16 protein-coding genes are annotated in these 17108 nt (G+C 64.9%); 9 read left to right on the top strand and 7 right to left on the bottom strand.

The features are described 5' to 3' along the window. Window positions 1–19: 19 nt before the first annotated feature. The gene (locus tag BM374_RS03075; protein ID WP_092289077.1) at window positions 20–1678 is read right to left on the bottom strand and encodes an FAD-binding dehydrogenase; all 1659 of its coding nucleotides are present in this window, start codon (window positions 1676–1678) and stop codon (window positions 20–22) included. Window positions 1679–1929: 251 nt separating this feature from the next. Between BM374_RS03075 and BM374_RS03070 the strand changes: the two genes are divergently transcribed. From BM374_RS03070 to BM374_RS03045, 5 genes are all read left to right on the top strand, one after another. Next, window positions 1930–2451: a hypothetical protein gene (locus BM374_RS03070; RefSeq protein WP_092289076.1), complete on the top strand. Its 522-nt coding sequence runs from the start codon at window positions 1930–1932 to the stop codon at window positions 2449–2451. A gap of 193 nt (window positions 2452–2644) precedes the next feature. Beyond that, window positions 2645–2770, top strand: coding sequence for a hypothetical protein (locus tag BM374_RS40250; RefSeq protein ID WP_502689409.1), 126 nt, complete (start codon window positions 2645–2647; stop codon window positions 2768–2770). Between the two features lie 18 nt (window positions 2771–2788). Next, on the top strand, window positions 2789–3379 hold the full coding sequence (locus tag BM374_RS03060) for an SCO family protein (RefSeq protein WP_092289074.1): 591 nt from the start codon (window positions 2789–2791) through the stop codon (window positions 3377–3379). A gap of 254 nt (window positions 3380–3633) precedes the next feature. Further along, on the top strand, window positions 3634–4569 hold the full coding sequence (locus BM374_RS03050; protein ID WP_092289072.1) for an ABC transporter substrate-binding protein: 936 nt from the start codon (window positions 3634–3636) through the stop codon (window positions 4567–4569). Between the two features lie 184 nt (window positions 4570–4753). Further along, a complete protein-coding gene (locus BM374_RS03045) occupies window positions 4754–6397 on the top strand; it encodes a lysine--tRNA ligase (protein WP_092289071.1) in 1644 nt (547 codons plus the stop codon). Between the two features lie 154 nt (window positions 6398–6551). Here BM374_RS03045 and BM374_RS03040 read toward each other — a convergent pair whose 3' ends face one another. Both BM374_RS03040 and BM374_RS03035 read right to left on the bottom strand, forming a co-directional pair. Next, a complete protein-coding gene (locus BM374_RS03040; RefSeq protein ID WP_092289070.1) occupies window positions 6552–7304 on the bottom strand; it encodes a carbonic anhydrase in 753 nt (250 codons plus the stop codon). A 93-nt stretch (window positions 7305–7397) separates the two neighbouring features. Continuing rightward, window positions 7398–8051, bottom strand: coding sequence for a S24 family peptidase (locus tag BM374_RS03035; protein WP_092289069.1), 654 nt, complete (start codon window positions 8049–8051; stop codon window positions 7398–7400). A 300-nt stretch (window positions 8052–8351) separates the two neighbouring features. On the opposite strand from BM374_RS03035, the gene BM374_RS03030 reads away from it, so the two are divergent. Continuing rightward, the gene (locus tag BM374_RS03030; protein WP_092289068.1) at window positions 8352–8696 is read left to right on the top strand and encodes a DUF952 domain-containing protein; all 345 of its coding nucleotides are present in this window, start codon (window positions 8352–8354) and stop codon (window positions 8694–8696) included. Further along, the gene (locus tag BM374_RS03025; RefSeq protein WP_092289067.1) at window positions 8693–9790 is read left to right on the top strand and encodes a quinone-dependent dihydroorotate dehydrogenase; all 1098 of its coding nucleotides are present in this window, start codon (window positions 8693–8695) and stop codon (window positions 9788–9790) included. The genes BM374_RS03030 and BM374_RS03025 overlap by 4 nt, the downstream gene beginning before the upstream one ends. A gap of 123 nt (window positions 9791–9913) precedes the next feature. On the opposite strand, the gene BM374_RS03020 is transcribed toward BM374_RS03025, so the two are convergent. From BM374_RS03020 to BM374_RS03005, 4 genes are all read right to left on the bottom strand, one after another. After that, on the bottom strand, window positions 9914–11239 hold the full coding sequence (locus BM374_RS03020) for an MATE family efflux transporter (RefSeq protein WP_092289066.1): 1326 nt from the start codon (window positions 11237–11239) through the stop codon (window positions 9914–9916). An 87-nt stretch (window positions 11240–11326) separates the two neighbouring features. Further along, on the bottom strand, window positions 11327–11632 hold the full coding sequence (locus tag BM374_RS03015; protein ID WP_092289065.1) for a DUF6460 domain-containing protein: 306 nt from the start codon (window positions 11630–11632) through the stop codon (window positions 11327–11329). Between the two features lie 304 nt (window positions 11633–11936). Continuing rightward, window positions 11937–13598: an ATP-dependent DNA ligase gene (locus BM374_RS03010; protein ID WP_092289064.1), complete on the bottom strand. Its 1662-nt coding sequence runs from the start codon at window positions 13596–13598 to the stop codon at window positions 11937–11939. After that, window positions 13595–14629: a ligase-associated DNA damage response exonuclease gene (locus BM374_RS03005; RefSeq protein WP_092289063.1), complete on the bottom strand. Its 1035-nt coding sequence runs from the start codon at window positions 14627–14629 to the stop codon at window positions 13595–13597. Before BM374_RS03005 ends, BM374_RS03010 begins: the two co-directional genes overlap by 4 nt. A gap of 133 nt (window positions 14630–14762) precedes the next feature. Between BM374_RS03005 and BM374_RS03000 the strand changes: the two genes are divergently transcribed. After that, window positions 14763–15689, top strand: coding sequence for a class I SAM-dependent DNA methyltransferase (locus BM374_RS03000; RefSeq protein ID WP_092289062.1), 927 nt, complete (start codon window positions 14763–14765; stop codon window positions 15687–15689). Window positions 15690–15804: 115 nt separating this feature from the next. Beyond that, entirely contained in the window at window positions 15805–17034 is a 1230-nt protein-coding gene (locus BM374_RS02995) for an ABC transporter substrate-binding protein (RefSeq protein WP_177248057.1), read from the top strand. Window positions 17035–17108 lie beyond the last annotated feature (74 nt).

Raw genomic sequence — 17108 nt, 5'->3', positions numbered from 1 at the left:
CGCCCCGCGGCAGGGGCGGTTACCCCACCGCCTTCGCCGCGGCGCGACCCGCATTCCGGCCCGAGAACAGGCAGCCGCCGAGGAAGGTGCCCTCCAGCGAGCGGTAGCCGTGCATGCCGCCGCCGCCGAAGCCCGCGGCTTCGCCGACCGCATAGAGCCCGGGAATGATCTGCCGCTCGTTGCCGAACACGCGCGAGTCGAGATCAGTCTCGAAGCCGCCCAGCGTCTTGCGCGTGAGGATGTTGAGCTTGACCGCGATCAGCGGCCCCTGCGCGGGATCGAGGATGCGGTGCGGCGCGGCCGTGCGGATCAGCCTGTCGCCGATATAGCGCCGCGCATTGTGGATGTTCATCACCTGCGCGTCCTTGACGTAGGCATTGGCGATTTCGCGGTCGCGTGCCTCGATCTGCGTCTTGATGTCGTGGAGCTTGAGCAGATCGTTGCCGGCGAGCTTGTTCATGGCCGCGACGAGGTCCTCGATCCTGTCGCGCACGATGAAATCGACACCATGGCTCTTGAACGCCTCCACCGGCGCGGGCGCACCCTTGTTGGTGGCGCGGCGCAAGGTCATGCGCCAGCTTTTTCCCGTAAGGTCCGGGTTCTGCTCGGAGCCCGACAGCGCAAACTCCTTCTTGATGATGGCCTGCGTCAGGATGAACCAGGAATAATCGTAGCCTGACGACATGATGTATTTGAGCTGGCCGAGCGTGTCCGAGCCGGGGAATAGCGGCGCCGGCAGCCGCGTGCCTGTGGCGTCGAACCACATCGAGGAAGGACCTGGCAGGATGCGGATGCCGTGGCGCGGCCAGATCGGTGACCAGTTCTGGATACCTTCGACATAGTGCCACATGCGATCGCGGTTGATCAGCCGCGCGCCCGCCTTCTCGGTGATGCCGATCATGCGGCCGTCGACGTGCTCGGGCACGCCGGAGATCATGAACTTCGGAGGATCACCGAGGCGCTTGGGCCAGTTGGCCCGTACCAGATCGTGGTTGCCGCCAATGCCGCCGGAGGCGACGATGACAGCCTGCGCCTTCAGCGCGAACTCGCCGACGACGTTGCGCGACGAGCTCTTGCCGCGCTCGACGTTATCGGCCGCAAGGATCGCGCCGCTGACCCCGTCCACGGTACCGTTGGTGATCGAGAGCGCATCGACACGATGGCGGAACTTGAAGATCAGCCGGCCGCTCTTGGCGGCCTCGCGCGCGCGGCGCTCGAACGGCTCGACGATGCCGGGGCCGGTGCCCCAGGTGACGTGAAAGCGCGGCACCGAATTGCCGTGGCTCATCGCATCATAGCCGCCGCGCTCGGCCCAGCCGACCACGGGGAAGATGCGATGGCCCATCGCACGCAGCCAGTCGCGCTTCTCGCCGGCGGCGAACGCCACATAGGCCTCGGCCCATTTGCGCGGCCAGAAATCCTCCTCGCGATCGAAGCCGGCGGTGCCGAGCCAGTCCTGCATCGCGAGCTCGAAGGAGTCCTTGATGCCGAGCCGGCGCTGCTCCGGCGAATCGACCAGGAACAATCCGCCGAACGACCAGAACGCCTGGCCGCCGAGCGACTGCTCGCCTTCCTGATCGACGACGATGACGCGCTTGCCGGCATCGGCGATCTCGGTCGCCGCCACCAGTCCCGATAGTCCTCCGCCGACGACGATGACGTCCGCTTGCTCAGCCATGAGTTCCCCCCTGTAGTTGCCCGGGATTGAAGCCAGCCGGCGCAACTGAGATCAAGGGCTCGTCGCGTAAGACATCGTTAACGTGTTCCACTTGGGATCGAGACTGGCCGAGTGCAGCGCGGACGCAACACTGGATTTGAATTTGTTTTGAGTAAGCCGGCCTGCCTAGACAAAGCCGCAGAGTCGACGGACGCTAGGCGGGCATCACCACCTGACACGCAGATTCGAAAACGACTTGGGGCGGGGGAACAATGAAGTTTCTGACGGGGTTGCTTGCGGCGGTTTGCTTGATCGCCTGCATGGGGGCTTCTCACGCGGTGGTTCGGATCGCGGATGACCGCGGCGGCCGGATCGGAACCTACGTCGACAAGTACCAGGATCTGCGCCAATCAGGTGACACCGTCATCATCGATGGTCTCTGTGCATCTGCCTGCACCATCGTGCTCGGCGCCATTCCGCACGACCGGATCTGCGTGACCTCGAGCGCGACGCTCGGCTTCCACGCCGCTTGGGATTTCGGCGCCAATGGCCGCGCCGTCACCAATTCCGAAGCGACCCAGATGCTCTATGCGATGTATCCCTCACAGGTGAAGCGCTGGATCAGGGAGCGCGGCGGCCTCACCCCGCACATGCTGTTCCTCAGGGGCAGGCAGCTCCAGGCGATGTACAAGCCCTGCTACCTGGACGCACAGGCTTCCACCATCAAGCCGTCGCGTCGGCCTCTGCCGCAATCGGACCAGCTCGAATCCGCCCGCGGCCAGCTGCTGCACTGACATTTCGGTCTGACTGGATCGTCCTGGCCCGCCGCGGCGCCTTGCCCGCTGGCGGCGCCTTGCCCGCAGGCGGGTCAAGGCTTATCTGGAGCCTGGAACCGGGGTCTTTGCCCCAATCATTGCCATGGCTCAACCCATGCATCCCGCAAATCCTGTATCGGACAATTCGCCCAGTACCGGCCGGACGCCAGCCGTGCTGCTGTTGGTGGGCGCAAGCGCCGGCGGTCTGGTCGTGATCGGCGCGCTGGCGCTGTGGTTCCATTACGGCACCCAGGTGTTCTTCGAAATGATCAGGACCGGCTTCGCCGCCTGTTTCTGACCCGGAAAGTGTTCGCTCATGAGCTCCACCGCCCGTCCGCTGGTGATCGCGACCGCCTTTGCCGCAAGTCTCGTCGTTGGTCTGCTCGTGCTGTTCTGGGCGATGGGCGGGGTCAGCAAGGTGGCTCAGCCGGCCGCGATCGGCGGCCCGTTCCAGCTCACCGATCAGAACGGCAAGGCCGTCACCGAGAAGAGCCTCAAGGGCAAGCCGACCCTGATCTTCTTCGGCTACACCCATTGCCCTGACGTTTGCCCGACCTCGTTGTTCGAGATGTCGGAAGTGCTGCGTGCGATGGGCAAGGATGCCGACAAGGTCAACGCCGTCTTCATCTCGGTCGATCCCGAGCGCGACACGCCCGCAACCATGAAGGAGTATCTCTCGAGCTTCGATCCGCATCTCGAGGGCCTGTCCGGCGATCCCGCCGAGACCGCCAAGGTGATCACTTCCTACCGGGTCTACGCCAAGAAAGTCCCGACCAAGGACGGCGACTACACCATGGACCACACCGCGTTGATCTACCTGATGGACCGCGACGGGCGTTTCGTCTCGCCGTTCAACCTGAAACGGACCCCGGAAGAGGCGGCGGCGGATTTGAAGAAGTATCTGTAGGAAGAGCGCAACGATGGCGCGGCGTCCTCGGTGCAACCTCTCCCGCTTGCTTGCGGGGGAGGTCGGCGCGAAGCGCCGGGTGGGGGCTTTCGCCTCTCGGGGACTGCCTCATTGTGGCGACACCCTCTCCCCGACCCTCCTCCGCAAGCGGGGGAGGGGGCGCACCTCCCCCTTGGCCGCATTTCGGCTCGCGTTCCCGGCCGGATGGTCTATAAGGCCTTCCGATCCCAATGAAATTCATTCATTTTCTGCCGATGGCTCCATCGCGACAGCCAAAATCGTCCAAATCCGCCCGCAGGTTGCTGACGGGGCTGACTTTGGCCGCGTGTCTGCTTGCTGGCCCGTCCGGCGTCCGCGCACAGGTCCCGGCCAAGCAGCCGCCGGCGGCCCCTGAAGCCACGCCCAGGGTCGCGCCCCAAGCCGCTCCGCAGGCCGTGCCCGGCTTCTGGGATCCGCGGCGGCGCCCCGAGCGGCCGGACCTGTCGCGCCTGACCGTGATCCGCTTCCTGACCGAGACCGACTACCCGCCGTTCAACTACACCGGGGCCGACGGCAATCCGGCCGGCTTCAATGTCGATCTCGCCCGCAGCCTGTGCGAGGAGATCAAGGTCAGCTGCACGGTGCAGATGCGCCGCTTCGAGACGCTGGTCGATGCGCTCACCTCCAATCGCGGCGATGCCATCATCGCGTCCATGGCCGTGAGCCCGCAGCTGCGCGCGCGCGTCGACTTCACCGATCCCTATTACCGCGTGCCGGCGCGCTTCGTCTCGCGCAAGGATGCGGTGATGCCGGAGATCCGGCCCGAATATCTCGAGGGCAAGAAGGTCGGCGTCATCGCGGGCTCCGCGCATGAAGCGTATCTGAAGGCGATGTTCACCGACGCCGAGCTGCACGCCTATCCCAACGACGACGCATTGCGCGCCGCGCTTCGCAAGGGCGAGGTCGATTTCATCTTTGGCGACGCCATCTCGCTCGCCTTCTGGATCAACGGCACGGACTCTGGCGATTGCTGCGCCTTCTCCGGCGGCCCCTTCGTCGAGAGCCGCTTCTTCGGCGAGGGCATCGGCATCGCCGTGCGCAAGGGCAACGACGTGCTGCGCCAGGCCCTGAACTGGGCCCTGTTCCGCGTCTGGGAGAAAGGTCGCTACACCGATCTGTGGCTGCGGTATTTCTCGGTGAGCCCGTTTTAGTTTCTGCGCTGCCGCCTCATCGTCATTGCGAGGAGCGTAGCGACGAAGCAATCCAGTCTGTTTCCGCAGAAAGATTCTGGATTGCTTCGCTTCGCTCGCAATGACGATGAGGCGGCAGCGTTGCCCCGCAAGATTGCATTCTGCCCGGAAATCGCTATTTTCCGCGGCCCGGAGGCCCTTCTGAATGTCCGTTATCGATTCCAACATGAGCCCGAGCGATCTTCGTGCGCTCGCCGAACAATCCAACGCCTGGCCATTCGAGCAGGCGAAGGCCATTGTCGCCCGGCTGAAGAAGAGCCCGAAGGACGAGGTGCTGTTCGAGACCGGCTACGGTCCCTCCGGCCTGCCTCATATCGGCACGTTCGGCGAGGTCGCGCGCACCTCGATGGTGCGGCATGCCTTCCGCGTGCTGACCGAGGATAAGGTCAAGACCCGCCTGCTCGCCTTCTCCGACGACATGGACGGCTTCCGCAAGGTGCCTGACAATGTGCCGAACAAGGAGCTGTTGGCGCAATATTTGGGGCGGCCACTCACGTCCGTACCGGACCCGTTCTCGAACGAGCATCCGTCGTTTGGCGATGCCAACAACGCGCGCTTGCGTGCGTTCCTGGATCATTTCGGCTTCGATTACGAGTTCGCGAGCTCGACCGTCTATTACAAGTCGGGCCGTTTCGATGCGACGTTGCTGAAGATGCTCACCGCCTACGACAAGATCATGGACATCATCCTGCCGACGCTCGGGCCCGATCGTCGCGCGACCTATTCGCCGTTCCTGCCCATCAGCAAGACCACAGGCGTCGTGCTCCAGGTGCCGATGGTCCGCCGCGACGTTGCGGCCGGCACGGTGACCTATGTCGACCCGGACACTCATCAGGAAGTCGAAACATCGGTCACCGGCGGCAACGTCAAGTGCCAGTGGAAAGCGGATTGGGCGATGCGCTGGGTCGCGCTCGGCGTCGACTACGAGATGGCCGGCAAGGACCTGATCGACTCCGTGAAGCTCTCCGGCGCGATCGCGAGGGCACTCGGTGGCACGCCGCCCGAAGGCTTCAACTACGAGCTTTTCCTCGACGAGAAGGGCCAGAAGATCTCGAAGTCGAAGGGCAACGGCCTCACCATCGACGAATGGCTGCGCTACGCCTCGCCGGAATCGCTCTCGCTGTTCATGTATCGCGAGCCGAAGGCGGCGAAGCGGCTGTTTTTCGATGTCATCCCGCGCCAGGTCGACGACTATCAGCAGTTCATCGACGGCTTCGCCAGGCAGGACGCCAAGCAGCAGCTCGGCAATCCGGTCTGGCACATCCACAACGGTAAGCCGCCGCAGGGCGACATGCCCGTGACGTTCCAGCTGCTGCTCACGCTGGTGTCGTCGTCGAACGCGGAAAATGCCGAGACGCTGTGGGGCTTCATCGGCCGCTATCGTCCGGGCGTGAGCCCGCAGACGCATCCGAAGCTCGATGCGATGGTCGGCTACGCCATCAACTACTACCGCGACTTCGTCGCGCCGACCAAGCAATTCCGCGAGCCGACCGAGACCGAGCGCGCCGCGCTGCAGGACCTGCGCGATGCGCTGTCACAGCTGCCGCCGGATGCCTCGGCCGAAGACATCCAGAACGTGGTCTACGAGATCGGCCGCCGTGAGCCGTTCCTCGACCAGGTCAAGAAGGGCAAGGATGGCCGCCCCGGCGTCACGCTCGACTGGTTCAACATGCTCTACCAGGTGCTGCTCGGCCAGGAAAAGGGCCCGCGCTTCGGCTCCTTCGTTGCGGTCTATGGCGTGCAGAACGCCGTCAACATGATCGACGGTGCTCTGGCGCGGAGCGCGTGAGGTATACCCTCGGCGTCATCGCCGGGCTTGACCGGGCGATCCAGTACTCCGAGACGGCTGTGATTAGGCCGAGACGCCGCGGCGTACTGGATTCCCCGCCTTCGCGGGGATGACATCGAGTAATACGGCCAAATTGCGGAGTGGCGCCACCCCCTCAAATCGACTTGAGCACGTAGCGCCTGTTGTCCTTCTGCACCGGGCGCGCATTCATCGGATAGAGTTTTGCGAATGCGGCGACATCTGCGGCCGAGACCTGGATCGGGTCGGTCAGCAGCAGCCATTCCACCACTTCCGAGCAGGGCGGCGTCGTCAGCGAGCCGGGATAGCGGAAATAGCTGAGCCTCGTCGGCAGCAGGGCGTGGGGATCGATGCCCGCATCCGCCTTCACCGCGGGGCCTTCCGCCGCCGGCATCGTCTTGATGATCTTGCCGAACGCTGCGTTCGGCTTGCCTTCCGCCATGAGCACGCCGACCACAGCGAGCCCGCCGGCATCGTTGCTGTGAACGAAATGCGCCTCCATCGGAAAATTCTTGCCGCCGATCATATGCTCGCTCGGCCGGTGGAAATGCACCTGCACCAGCTTGTATTTGACGTCGCCGAGAAGGAGCGTGCTGCCCTCGGCGAAGTTGAGCTGGATGGTGTGGCCGTTGTTGACGATGGTGTCGGCGCTCTTGCCCCAGTTCAGCTTCAGCGCCGGCAGTTGCGATTTGACCGTCGCCTCGATATCGATCGGCGATTGCTGCAGGCCGACCGCGCAGGCCTTGTTGGCCGCGTCGAGATCGCCCCATTTGGCGGGAGCGCCGGCCCCCTCATAGCTCCAGTGCACGCCCTCGGCGGCGAAGGCCGGCTTGCACACCGGACAAAGCGCGAGACCTGCAAGGGCCTTCAATGCGTGACGACGATTCATGGTAATTCCCCCTAACTGAACCTGGTCGGCAATATCGGCCGCAACCTATGCGAGAGGGGCGGTGAGTCGCAATGGTGCGATCGCTCGCTGGATCTATTGGCTTGCCCACACGATCCGCGCAATCCAGGCAACCTCGCTCGCCGCCAACCTGCGCTCGGGCTGCGAGGCGTCGAACGGCTGCACATCGAGCGTCTTCGCCGTACGGCGTTTCAGCGTTGCCGCAATCACCTCGCCCGTCCCAGTCTTCACCACGACACGATCGCCCTTGCGGATCGGCGCACCGTGCGAGACGAGGATGACGTCACCCTCGCGGTAGGCAGGTAACAGCGCATCGCCTGACATTGCCAGCGCGAAAGTGCCGTTGTCCTCGGCGGTCGGCAGCGCGATCTCACCCCAGCCTTTGCCGGACGGCAAGCCTTGCTCGTCGAACGCGCCGCTCGCGCCGGCGAGCGCGAAGCCGAGCAACGGTACGGTGCGGCCGTCGCCGGAATCGTCGTCGATCAGCCTGACAAAAATGTCGATCGAGGAGTCCGCCGCTGCCAGCGCCTTGGCGATCGATTCGGTCGAGGGCCAGCGCTCGCGACCGTCGGAGGTGACACGTTTGGACTTGTTGAAGGTGGTGGGGTCGAGCCCGGCGCGCTTGGCAAGGCCGGACGGCGACAGCCCGGCACGCGCGGCCAGACGATCCAGCGCGGCCCAGATCTGGTCGTGGGTCAGCATCCTCCGTGCTTTGGCCTGTTTGACCATGGCAGGTCCAGCCCGTCGCAACTCAGGAAAACTATCCTCAAATCAACCGGTTTTCCGTTTTTCGCGCAAGGGGCACTAAGGCGTTTTCGAGCAAAGTGGTTGCCGGTTCGGGTTAGGAAAGCGCGCCGAAGCAAGAATTTGGAGCCTCATTCCGATTTCAGCCGAACGAAGCAGCTCTAACCCTTGAGTTCGGAGGGGGCGGCCTTTACGGTCGCGCCGGGTTTTAAGACCCTTGAGAGACGAAAAACCCCAAGAGAGTCAAAGAGCTGACTCAACGAGCAAACAGGACTCCGGTAAGCGGTGGTCAAGATCTATAAAATCTGTCCGGCCCCGGCCTGGCGCGAGGCGGAACGGCAGGGCGTGTACCGGGGGAGCGCGGATGATGCGCGCGACGGGTTCATCCATTTCTCGACCGCGCTCCAGGTTCCGGAGACCCTGCGCAAGCACTATTTCGGCCAGCGCGCGCTGTTCCTGGTCGAGGTCGACGGCGATGCGCTTGGCGGCGCGCTGCGCTGGGAGCGTTCGCGCAATGACGAGCTGTTTCCGCATCTCTATGGCGAGCTCGATCTCGGCGCCGTACTGTCGGTGATAAACCTCAATATACGCTCGGATGGCGGGCATGACGTACCGGAGCTTGCGCCGTGATCCGCGCTTTCGATGCATTCTCGCTGCCGGTGCTGCGCTGGCTCGATCCGGAGGATGCGCACCGGCTCGCGATCCAGGGCCTGCGCTTCCTGCCGCCGGTGAAACCGAGGCCTGACGATCCCAAGCTCGCGGTGCGCGCTTTCGGGCTCAACTTTCCCAACCCGATCGGTATGGCCGCGGGCTTCGACAAGAGCGCGGAAGTGCCCGACGCGCTGCTGCGGCTCGGCTTCGGCTTCGTCGAGATCGGATCGGTGACGCCGAAGCCGCAAGCCGGCAATCCGCGACCGCGGCTGTTCCGGCTCGAGCGCGACGAGGCCGTCATCAATCGCATGGGCTTCAATAATGACGGAGCGGAAGCGGTGCTGCGGCGGCTTGCCGCGCGCGCGGCGAACGGCGGCGTCGTCGGCGTCAATGTCGGCGCCAACAAGGATTCGCCTGACCGTGTTGCCGACTACGTCAAGCTGATCGAGACCTTCGCGCCGGTCGCGAGCTATTTCACCGTCAACGTCTCCTCGCCCAACACGCCCGGTTTGCGCAACCTGCAGGAAGGCGCGCTGCTCGACGATTTGCTCGGACGCGTGATCGATGCGCGCGAGCGTGTCAGGCAGAAGGCCGGCGACACGCCGGTGCTGCTGAAGATCGCGCCCGACCTCAGCCTCGCCCAGCTCGACGATGTCGTGCAGGTCGCGCGCTCGCGCCGGGTCGACGGCATGATCGTGTCGAACACGACGATCGCGCGGCCGAGCACGCTGCGCGAGGAGATGCGCGCGAAGGAGCAGGGCGGCCTGTCCGGCCGGCCGCTGTTCCGTCTGTCGACGCGCATGGTCGCGGAAACCTATGTGCGCGTCGAGGGCGCATTCCCTCTGATCGGCGTCGGCGGCGTCGATTCCGGCGGCGCCGCGCTGACGAAGATTCGCGCCGGCGCCAGCCTGATCCAGCTTTATTCCTCGCTGGTCTACAAGGGCCTCGGCCTCGTCGACGAGATCAAGCGCGATCTGACCTCGACGCTGCTGCGCACGGGGCGCGACTCTTTGTCAGAGATCGTCGGCGCGGATGCCGCCACGCTGACGGCGGAAGACTGGCCGGGGATGTAGGTCTCGTGCCCCGGGCGCAGCGCAGTGCGCCGCGTCTTCGCGGCGTGATGCGCTGCTGAACCGGGGCCCATGCCGCCGCATTCTGGGTCTCGGCTCGCGCTTCGCGCGTCCGGGACACGAGAGCTACGGCTTGGAAAACGTCGCCCGATACAGCGCCGGATACCTCGCGCCCTGCAGTCCGCCACGCGCGACATAGAACGCCAGCAGCGCACACCAAAGCCCGGCATTGCCGAGAGATTGCAGCGCCCACCACACCCCCAGGAAGATCGCGAGCGAGGCCAGCATCAGGTTGCGCATCTCGCGCGCCCAGGTGGCGCCGACATAGATGCCGTCGAAGCCGAACGCAAACACGCCGGGGACGGGCGCAAGCACGATGAACGGCAGGAACTCGCGCGCGGCGCGGCGGACATCCTCACTCGCGGTCATGAAATTGATCAGGTTCGGCCCGAACAGCGCGAACAGCACCGCGACGACCATCGCGAAGCCGAGGCCCCACAGCAGCACCAGCCGGGTCGAATCGGCAAAACCCCTGGGATCGCGTGCGCCAAAGGTGCGGCCGCAGAGCTGCTGGGCGGCATTGGCGAGGCCATCGAGGAAGAAGGCGCTGACCAACAGGAAATTGTTGAGCACGGAGTTCGCCGCCAGCGTGACGTCACCGGCGCGCGCGCCCTTGGCGGTGAAGAACAGGAAGACGGTGATCAGCGCGGCGGTGCGGATCATGATGTCGGAGTTCACCGACAGCAGTCGCATCAGCTTGGCGCGATCGAACAGCGTTGCGCGGGGAACGGCAAGGCCGCCATCCGCATGGCGTCGGCAGACGATGACGCCGAGCACGAAGCCGACGCTCTCCGACAGCAGCGCGGCGATCGCCGCGCCTGCGATACCGGTGTCGTAGACCAGCACCAGCAGTATCGTCGCCGCCATGTTGATGAGGTTGATGACGACCTGGAGCGCGAGCGCCGGATTGGCGCGGGCCTGCCCGACCAGCCAGCCGAGAATGACGTAGTTGGCGAAGGCGAATGGCGACGACCAGATCCGGATCATGAAATAGGTCTTGGCGGCGTGCGTGACGCCCTCGCTGCCGCCCATCAGGTCGAACAGCGCGCCGGCCAGCGGCATCTGCAGCGCAATCAGTGTGCCGCCGATCAGGCCGGCGACGATGAAGCCGCGCACCAGGATCACGGTCTGCTCGCGCGCTTCGCCGGCACCGAGCGCCTGCGCAGTGAAGGCGAGCGTGCTCATGCGCAGGAAGCCGAACAGCCAGAACAGGCAGTCGAAGATCACGGAGGCCATCGCGACGCCGCCAAGCAGGGCGGCATCGTCGAGCCGGCCGATCGCCGTGGTCGAGACCACGCCGATCAGCGGCGTTGTCAGGTTTGCGACCATCGCGGGACCGGCGATGGCGAACACCTGGCGTGAGCCGACCCTTTGAGGAAGCGGTGCATTCATGTCAGGGGCGTGTATCCGAACGCCAAGCCGAACGCACCATCGCAGCCGGCATGGCGTGATTGCGCCGGTTGCGCACGTCCAAAAGACTTACCGGCCGCGCGGTGAGCCGAACAGGCGCGACAAGAACCAGATCGGGATCACGATGACCGCGCCAAGCAGGAAGTAGCGCCATAGCCAGTTCACGGCATCGAAGCCGAGATCCCACAGGCGCTGGAACAGCAGGCGAATGCTGGTGAGGATATTCCAGGGATCGAAGCCGATCGCGGCCAGCACGACGCCGACCAGGATCGAGAGCAGCACCAGGCGAAACGCGACCGCCAGCGGCGAGCCGCCGAGAAAGCGGTGCAGGCCATCGCTGTGGCCAGCCGGCAAATCTCTGACGTCGTGGGCCATCTCAAACTCCTCGCGGGGATTCGATCCCCATTATAGGTCACGGCGGGGGACATGGGGAACCCGTAACGGCGCGTCAATCGGGTTACCGCGTTTTAATTCGGGCAGCTTCGGAAGATAGATTTGATGGAATTAGGTCGGACCGCAGCCGCTAAACCTCGCCTGCTTGCGAGGTCGGCGCGAAGCGCCGGGTGAGGGCTCTCGCCTCTGGGGGAATCCCAATGCGGAGACAGCCCTCTCCCCGACCCTCTCCCGCAAGCGGGGCCCGCAAGCGGGCGAGGGAGCGCACTGCCTTCGCGGCGGCAATTCACGCCTCAATCTCCGCCGCCTCTTCCTTCAGCATCCTTTCCAGCGTCTCCAGCCTATCCGCTTCCCGCGGCGGCTTGTCCCAGCGGAGGCGGCTGATGCGGGGAAAACGCATCGCGACGCCGGATTTGTGGCGCGGCGAGCGCTGCAGGCCCTCGAAGGCGACTTCCAGCACCAGCCCCTTGTCGCCCTCGTGCACGACGTGGCGGACGGGGCCGAACTTCTCGGTAGTGTTGCGGCGGACGAAGCGGTCGATCTGCAGCAGCTCCTCGTCGGTGAAGCCGAAATAGGCCTTGCCGACCGGCACCAGCTCCTCGCCGTTCTCGGTCTCGGACCAGACGCCAAAGGTGTAGTCCGAATAATAGGACGAGCGCTTGCCGTGGCCGCGCTGCGCATACATCAGCACGGCATCGATGATGTGCGGATCGCGCTTCCATTTCCACCACTGGCCCTTCGGGCGGCCCGGCAGATAGGGTGCATCGCGCCGCTTCAGCATGACGCCTTCGACCGCATCGGCGTCCTCACCGGCGCCGGCGCTTGCGGGATCGGCGCGCGCGGCGGTGAGAGCGTCCCAGCTTGCGAAGGGGACGATAGGTGACAGATCAATGCGGGGATCGTCGAGCTTTGCGATGAACGTCTCGAGATGCTCGCGCCGCTCCGCGAACGGCAGTTCGCGCAGATCGTTCTCGTCGTCGCCGAGCAGATCATAGGCGCGCAGGTGAATCGGAAACTCCTTGATCAGTTTTGGCGAGACGACCTTGCGGTTGAGCCGCTGTTGCAGAACGTTGAAGCTCTGTACGCGCCCCTCGCGCAGGATCAACAGCTCGCCGTCGATCGCGCCCGGAAGGCGCAGCGACGGCACGAGGTCCGGGAAGCTTCCGGTGATGTCCTCACCGGTGCGGGAATAGAGACGCGCGGTGATCTGGCCGCCGTCGTCGCGGCCGGCGACGGCCTGCACGCGAATGCCGTCCCATTTCCATTCGGCGATGTAGTCGGCCGGATCGAGGCTTGCGAAATCGCTGTCCTCGATCGCATGCGCCAGCATCACCGGGCGGAACGGCGCGGGATCGCGATTGACCGGCTTCTGGCTGCGGCCTTCCAGCCAGGCGAACAGGTCGAGATAGGGCGGCGAAAGCCCCGGCCAGATCAGCTCGATCTCATGCGGGTCCTTGTCGCCGAGCGCGGCTGCCGCGGTCTTCGCCAGCCGCGCCGAGATACCGATCCGCATCGCGCCGGTGACGAGCTTCAGCAGCGCCCAGCGGCCGGTCTCATCCAACTCGTCGAGCCAGCGTTCCAGCTGCTTTGGCAACTCCGTCTTGCCGAGCGTGCGGAGCGTGGTGACGACTTCGGTGAGCGTCGGGGACGGCGGGTTGTTGTGCGCCGCCATCGCGCTCTTCGGCCACATCAGCGCGACCGTCTCCGAGAGATCGCCGACATAGTCGTAACTCAGCCCGAACAGCACCTCATCCGTGCGCGATGCGATGAGATCGCGGATCAGCGCGGGCTTGGCGTGCTTGAAGCTGAGCGCGCCGGTGAGTGCCGCGAGCGCGTAGCCGCGGTCGGGATCGCCGACCTCGCGGAAATAGCCTGACAGCAGCCGCAGCTTGTTGTTACGGCCCGGCTCGTAGGCGAGGCGATCCAGCAATTCGGCGAAGCGGTTCATGCCTCGGCCTCGGCTTGGATCGGTGTCTCGCCTTCCTCCTCGCCATAGCCGACGAGATCGAGCGGCCGCGCGTGCAGACCTTGCGTCTTGCACCAATGCACCAGCGCATCTTCCTGGCCGTGGGTGACCCAGATCTCGCCGGCGCCGGTCGCGGCGATCGTTGCGGTGAGGCCGTCCCAATCGGCGTGGTCGGAGATGACCAGCGGCAATTCGATGCCGCGCTGCCGCGCACGGGCGCGCACGCGCATCCATCCAGAAGCGAACGCGGTGAGGGGATCGGGGAAGCGGCGCGTCCAGAGGTCTGCCGTTGCCGAGGGCGGGGCCAGCGTGATGGTGCCTGCGAGCGCCGCCTTCTTCACGCCCATCGCCGGCCTGAGTTCGCCGAGCGCGATGCCGCGGCTCTGGTAGTAATGCGTGATCGTCTCCATCGCGCCATGCAGATAGATCGGCGCGTCATAGCCGGCCTGGCGCAGCAGCGCGATCACGCGCTGCGCCTTGCCGAGCGAGTAGGCGCCGACGAGATGCGCGCGCTCCGGAAACAATGCGACGGAGGCGAGCAGCTTCCGCACCTCCTCGGCCGCATCGCCATGGCGAAACACCGGCAGGCCGAACGTGGCTTCCGTGATGAAGACGTCGCAAGGCACCAGCTCGAACGGGACGCAGGTCGGGTCGGGCGCGTCCTTGTAGTCGCCGGAGGCGACGATGCAGGTGTCCTTGGCGGACACCGCGATTTGCGCCGAGCCCAGCACGTGGCCCGCCGGGTGGAATTTCACTTTGACATCGCCGAGCCTGAGCTCCTCGCCGTAGCGGATCGCTTGGGTCGATCCGGCGAAATTCTCGCCGTAGCGCAGCCGCATCATGTCGAGCGTCTCCTGCGTCGCCAGCACCGCGCCATGGCCCGCGCGGGCATGATCGGAATGGCCGTGGGTGATCACGGCCCGCGCGACCGGGCGGATGGGGTCGATGTGAAAGCCGCCAGGCTTGCAGCACAGGCCGTCAGCAGTTGGCAGCAGGATGTCTTGCGGGCGCATTTCTGTCATATAGGAAGTGGTCGTCCCTAATTAACCCGTCATGCGCGGGCTTGACCCGTGCATCCATCCTCTTAAAGAGTTGCTTTTTTGATGGATTGCCGGGTCAAGCCCGGCAATGACGACCTGGTTCCCAATGCCGCTCCGCCTGTTCCTGACCTCCGGCGATCTCATGGCCGACCGCCGTTTCGAGTTCGCGCGCGACCTCCAGCTCAAGGGCGATCTGCCCGCGGCCGCCGACCTGATCGAGCAGGCGATCGAGCTCGCGCCAAACTTCACCTCGGCCTGGTTCACGCTGGGCGAGATCCGTCAGCAGCTCGGTGAACGCGACAAGGCCATCGCGGCGTTCCGGAAAGCGCGCGAGTCCGACCCCGACGACCAGCACGGCGCCGGCCTGCATCTGATGCGGCTCGGCGACGCCGAGATGGTGGAGATGCCGAAGGCTTATGTGCAGGCGCTGTTCGATCAATACGCGCCGCGCTTCGAACACGCGCTGATCAACGATCTCGGCTATCGCGCTCCCAGCCTGATCTTCAAGGCGGTGCTCGCCGCGCGCGTCGCCGCGAAGAAGCCGGCCTTCTTCAAGCGCACCATCGATCTCGGTTGCGGCACGGGCCTGGCGGCGGCGGCCTTCGCCAAGCAGGTCGATCATTTCATCGGCATCGACCTGTCGCCAGGCATGATCAAGGAGGCGCGCGCCACCGGCCTCTACGCCGAGCTCGAAATCGCCGACATGATCGAGGGCCTGCGCACGAAGAGTGACGCCAGCGCGAACCTCGTCGTTGCCGCGGATGCGTTTGTCTATCTCTCCGATCTCGCGCCTGTGCTCACCGAAGCCAAACGCGTGCTCGTCTCCGGCGGCGTGCTTGCCTTCACGCTGGAGACGCATGATGGCGATGGCATCGTGCTCGGTGACGGCCTGCGCTATGCCCATTCCGCGGAATATGTCCGCGGCGCCATTGCGAAGGCTGGACTGAAGCTGCTGACATTGGAGCCGGCCTCGCCGCGCAACGAGAACAACGAGCCGGTGCGCGGCCTCGTCGTGGTCGCCGACAAAACTTGAGTCTAGGCGCTAGAGCCAAGCGATTTAAGCGTCGTTGCGTCGCAAAGCTGCGCCTTCCCACTTGCGAGCCGTGCTGCGTTCCCAGCAAAATGCGCGCATGAGGGAGAAAACAACAATGACGAAGAATCCATCGCGGCGCGATATCGGCGCCGCCGCATTCGCCACCATTGCCGCATCCGTGCTGCCTGCGCCCTACGTCCGGGCCGCCGAAAAGAAGTACGATGCGGGCGCCAGCGATACCGAGATCAAGATCGGCCAGACCGTGCCGCATTCCGGCCCCGGCTCCCTCTACGGCGTGTTGGGCCGCATCGGCGAGGCCTATTTCCAGATGCTGAACGAGAAGGGCGGCATCAACGGACGCAAGATCAAGTTCCTCACCATGGACGACGCCTACAGCGCGCCGAAATGCGTCGAGGCAACGCGGCGCCTGGTCGAACAGGAGGAGGTGCTGGCGCTCTACGGCTCGCTCGGCACCGCGCCGCAGACATCAGTGCACAAATACCTGAATTCGAAGGGCGTGCCGCAGCTCCTGCTCAACACTGGCGCCTCGAAATGGAATAACCCGAAAGAGTTCAAATGGACCATGGCCGGTCTGCCGCTCTATCCGACCGAGGCGCGCATCCTGGCGCGGCACGTCGTCAGCGTGAAGCCGAACGCCAAGGTTGGCATCCTCTACCAGAACGACGATTTCGGCCGCGACTTCTTAGGTCCCTTCAAGAAGGTGCTGGCCGATGCCGGCGGCACCGCGCAGGTGATCATGGAGCAGACCTATGATCTCACCGATCCCACGGTCGATTCCCAATTGATCAATCTCTCGAAGTCGGGCGCGGACGTCTTCTACAACATCTCCACCGGCAAGGCCTCGTCGCAGTCGATCCGCAAAGTCGCCGAACTCGGGTGGAAGCCGCTGCAGCTGTTGTCGGCCGGCTCGACCGGCCGCTCCATTCTCAACGCCGCAGGGCTGGACAATTGCGCCGGCATTGTCGCCATCCGCTACAACAAGGAGGTCGGCCTGCCGAAATGGGAGAAGGATCCCGACGTGATGGCGTTCGAGGAGCTACGCAAGAAATACATCCCGACCATCGACCCCGACAACACCATCGCCTTTGCCGGTTATGGCCAGGCGGTCACCATGGGCGAGATCCTGCGCCGCTGCGGCGACGATCTCACCCGCGCCAACGTGCTGAAGCAGGCCTCCAACCTCAAGGGCTTCCATTCGCCCTATTTCCTCGACGGCGTCACCTACGACTACACGCCCGACGATTACACGCCGATGAAGACGCTCTACATCTCGATCTTCAGCGGCAAGGATTGGGACATCTCCGACAAGCCGATGTCGGAGTAGGGCGTTTCTTCCTTCTCCCCTTGTGGGAGAAGGTGGCGCGAAGCGCCGGATGAGGGGTTCTCACCGTACGCAAA

Origin of the sequence: Bradyrhizobium sp. Ghvi (assembly GCF_900115265.1) — a bacterium.
Taxonomy (GTDB): domain Bacteria; phylum Pseudomonadota; class Alphaproteobacteria; order Rhizobiales; family Xanthobacteraceae; genus Bradyrhizobium.
Note: the sequence above shows the minus strand (reverse complement) of the source record. Positions and strands in the feature narration are given on the sequence as shown.

Bases quoted from the DNA above. Each gene is read 5' to 3' on its own strand.
- BM374_RS03015 (WP_092289065.1), bottom strand. From the start codon at position 11,632: ATGGCCCACGACGTCAGAGATTTGCCGGCTGGCCACAGCGATGGCCTG.
- BM374_RS03035 (WP_092289069.1), bottom strand. From the start codon at position 8,051: ATGGTCAAACAGGCCAAAGCACGGAGGATGCTGACCCACGACCAGATC.
- BM374_RS03040 (WP_092289070.1), bottom strand. From the start codon at position 7,304: ATGAATCGTCGTCACGCATTGAAGGCCCTTGCAGGTCTCGCGCTTTGT.
- BM374_RS03070 (WP_092289076.1), top strand. From the start codon at position 1,930: ATGAAGTTTCTGACGGGGTTGCTTGCGGCGGTTTGCTTGATCGCCTGC.
- BM374_RS03005 (WP_092289063.1), bottom strand. From the start codon at position 14,629: ATGCGCCCGCAAGACATCCTGCTGCCAACTGCTGACGGCCTGTGCTGC.
- BM374_RS03020 (WP_092289066.1), bottom strand. From the start codon at position 11,239: ATGAATGCACCGCTTCCTCAAAGGGTCGGCTCACGCCAGGTGTTCGCC.
- BM374_RS03000 (WP_092289062.1), top strand. From the start codon at position 14,763: ATGCCGCTCCGCCTGTTCCTGACCTCCGGCGATCTCATGGCCGACCGC.
- BM374_RS03045 (WP_092289071.1), top strand. From the start codon at position 4,754: ATGTCCGTTATCGATTCCAACATGAGCCCGAGCGATCTTCGTGCGCTC.
- BM374_RS03050 (WP_092289072.1), top strand. From the start codon at position 3,634: ATGGCTCCATCGCGACAGCCAAAATCGTCCAAATCCGCCCGCAGGTTG.
- BM374_RS03060 (WP_092289074.1), top strand. From the start codon at position 2,789: ATGAGCTCCACCGCCCGTCCGCTGGTGATCGCGACCGCCTTTGCCGCA.
- BM374_RS03010 (WP_092289064.1), bottom strand. From the start codon at position 13,598: ATGAACCGCTTCGCCGAATTGCTGGATCGCCTCGCCTACGAGCCGGGC.
- BM374_RS03075 (WP_092289077.1), bottom strand. From the start codon at position 1,678: ATGGCTGAGCAAGCGGACGTCATCGTCGTCGGCGGAGGACTATCGGGA.
- BM374_RS02995 (WP_177248057.1), top strand. From the start codon at position 15,805: ATGACGAAGAATCCATCGCGGCGCGATATCGGCGCCGCCGCATTCGCC.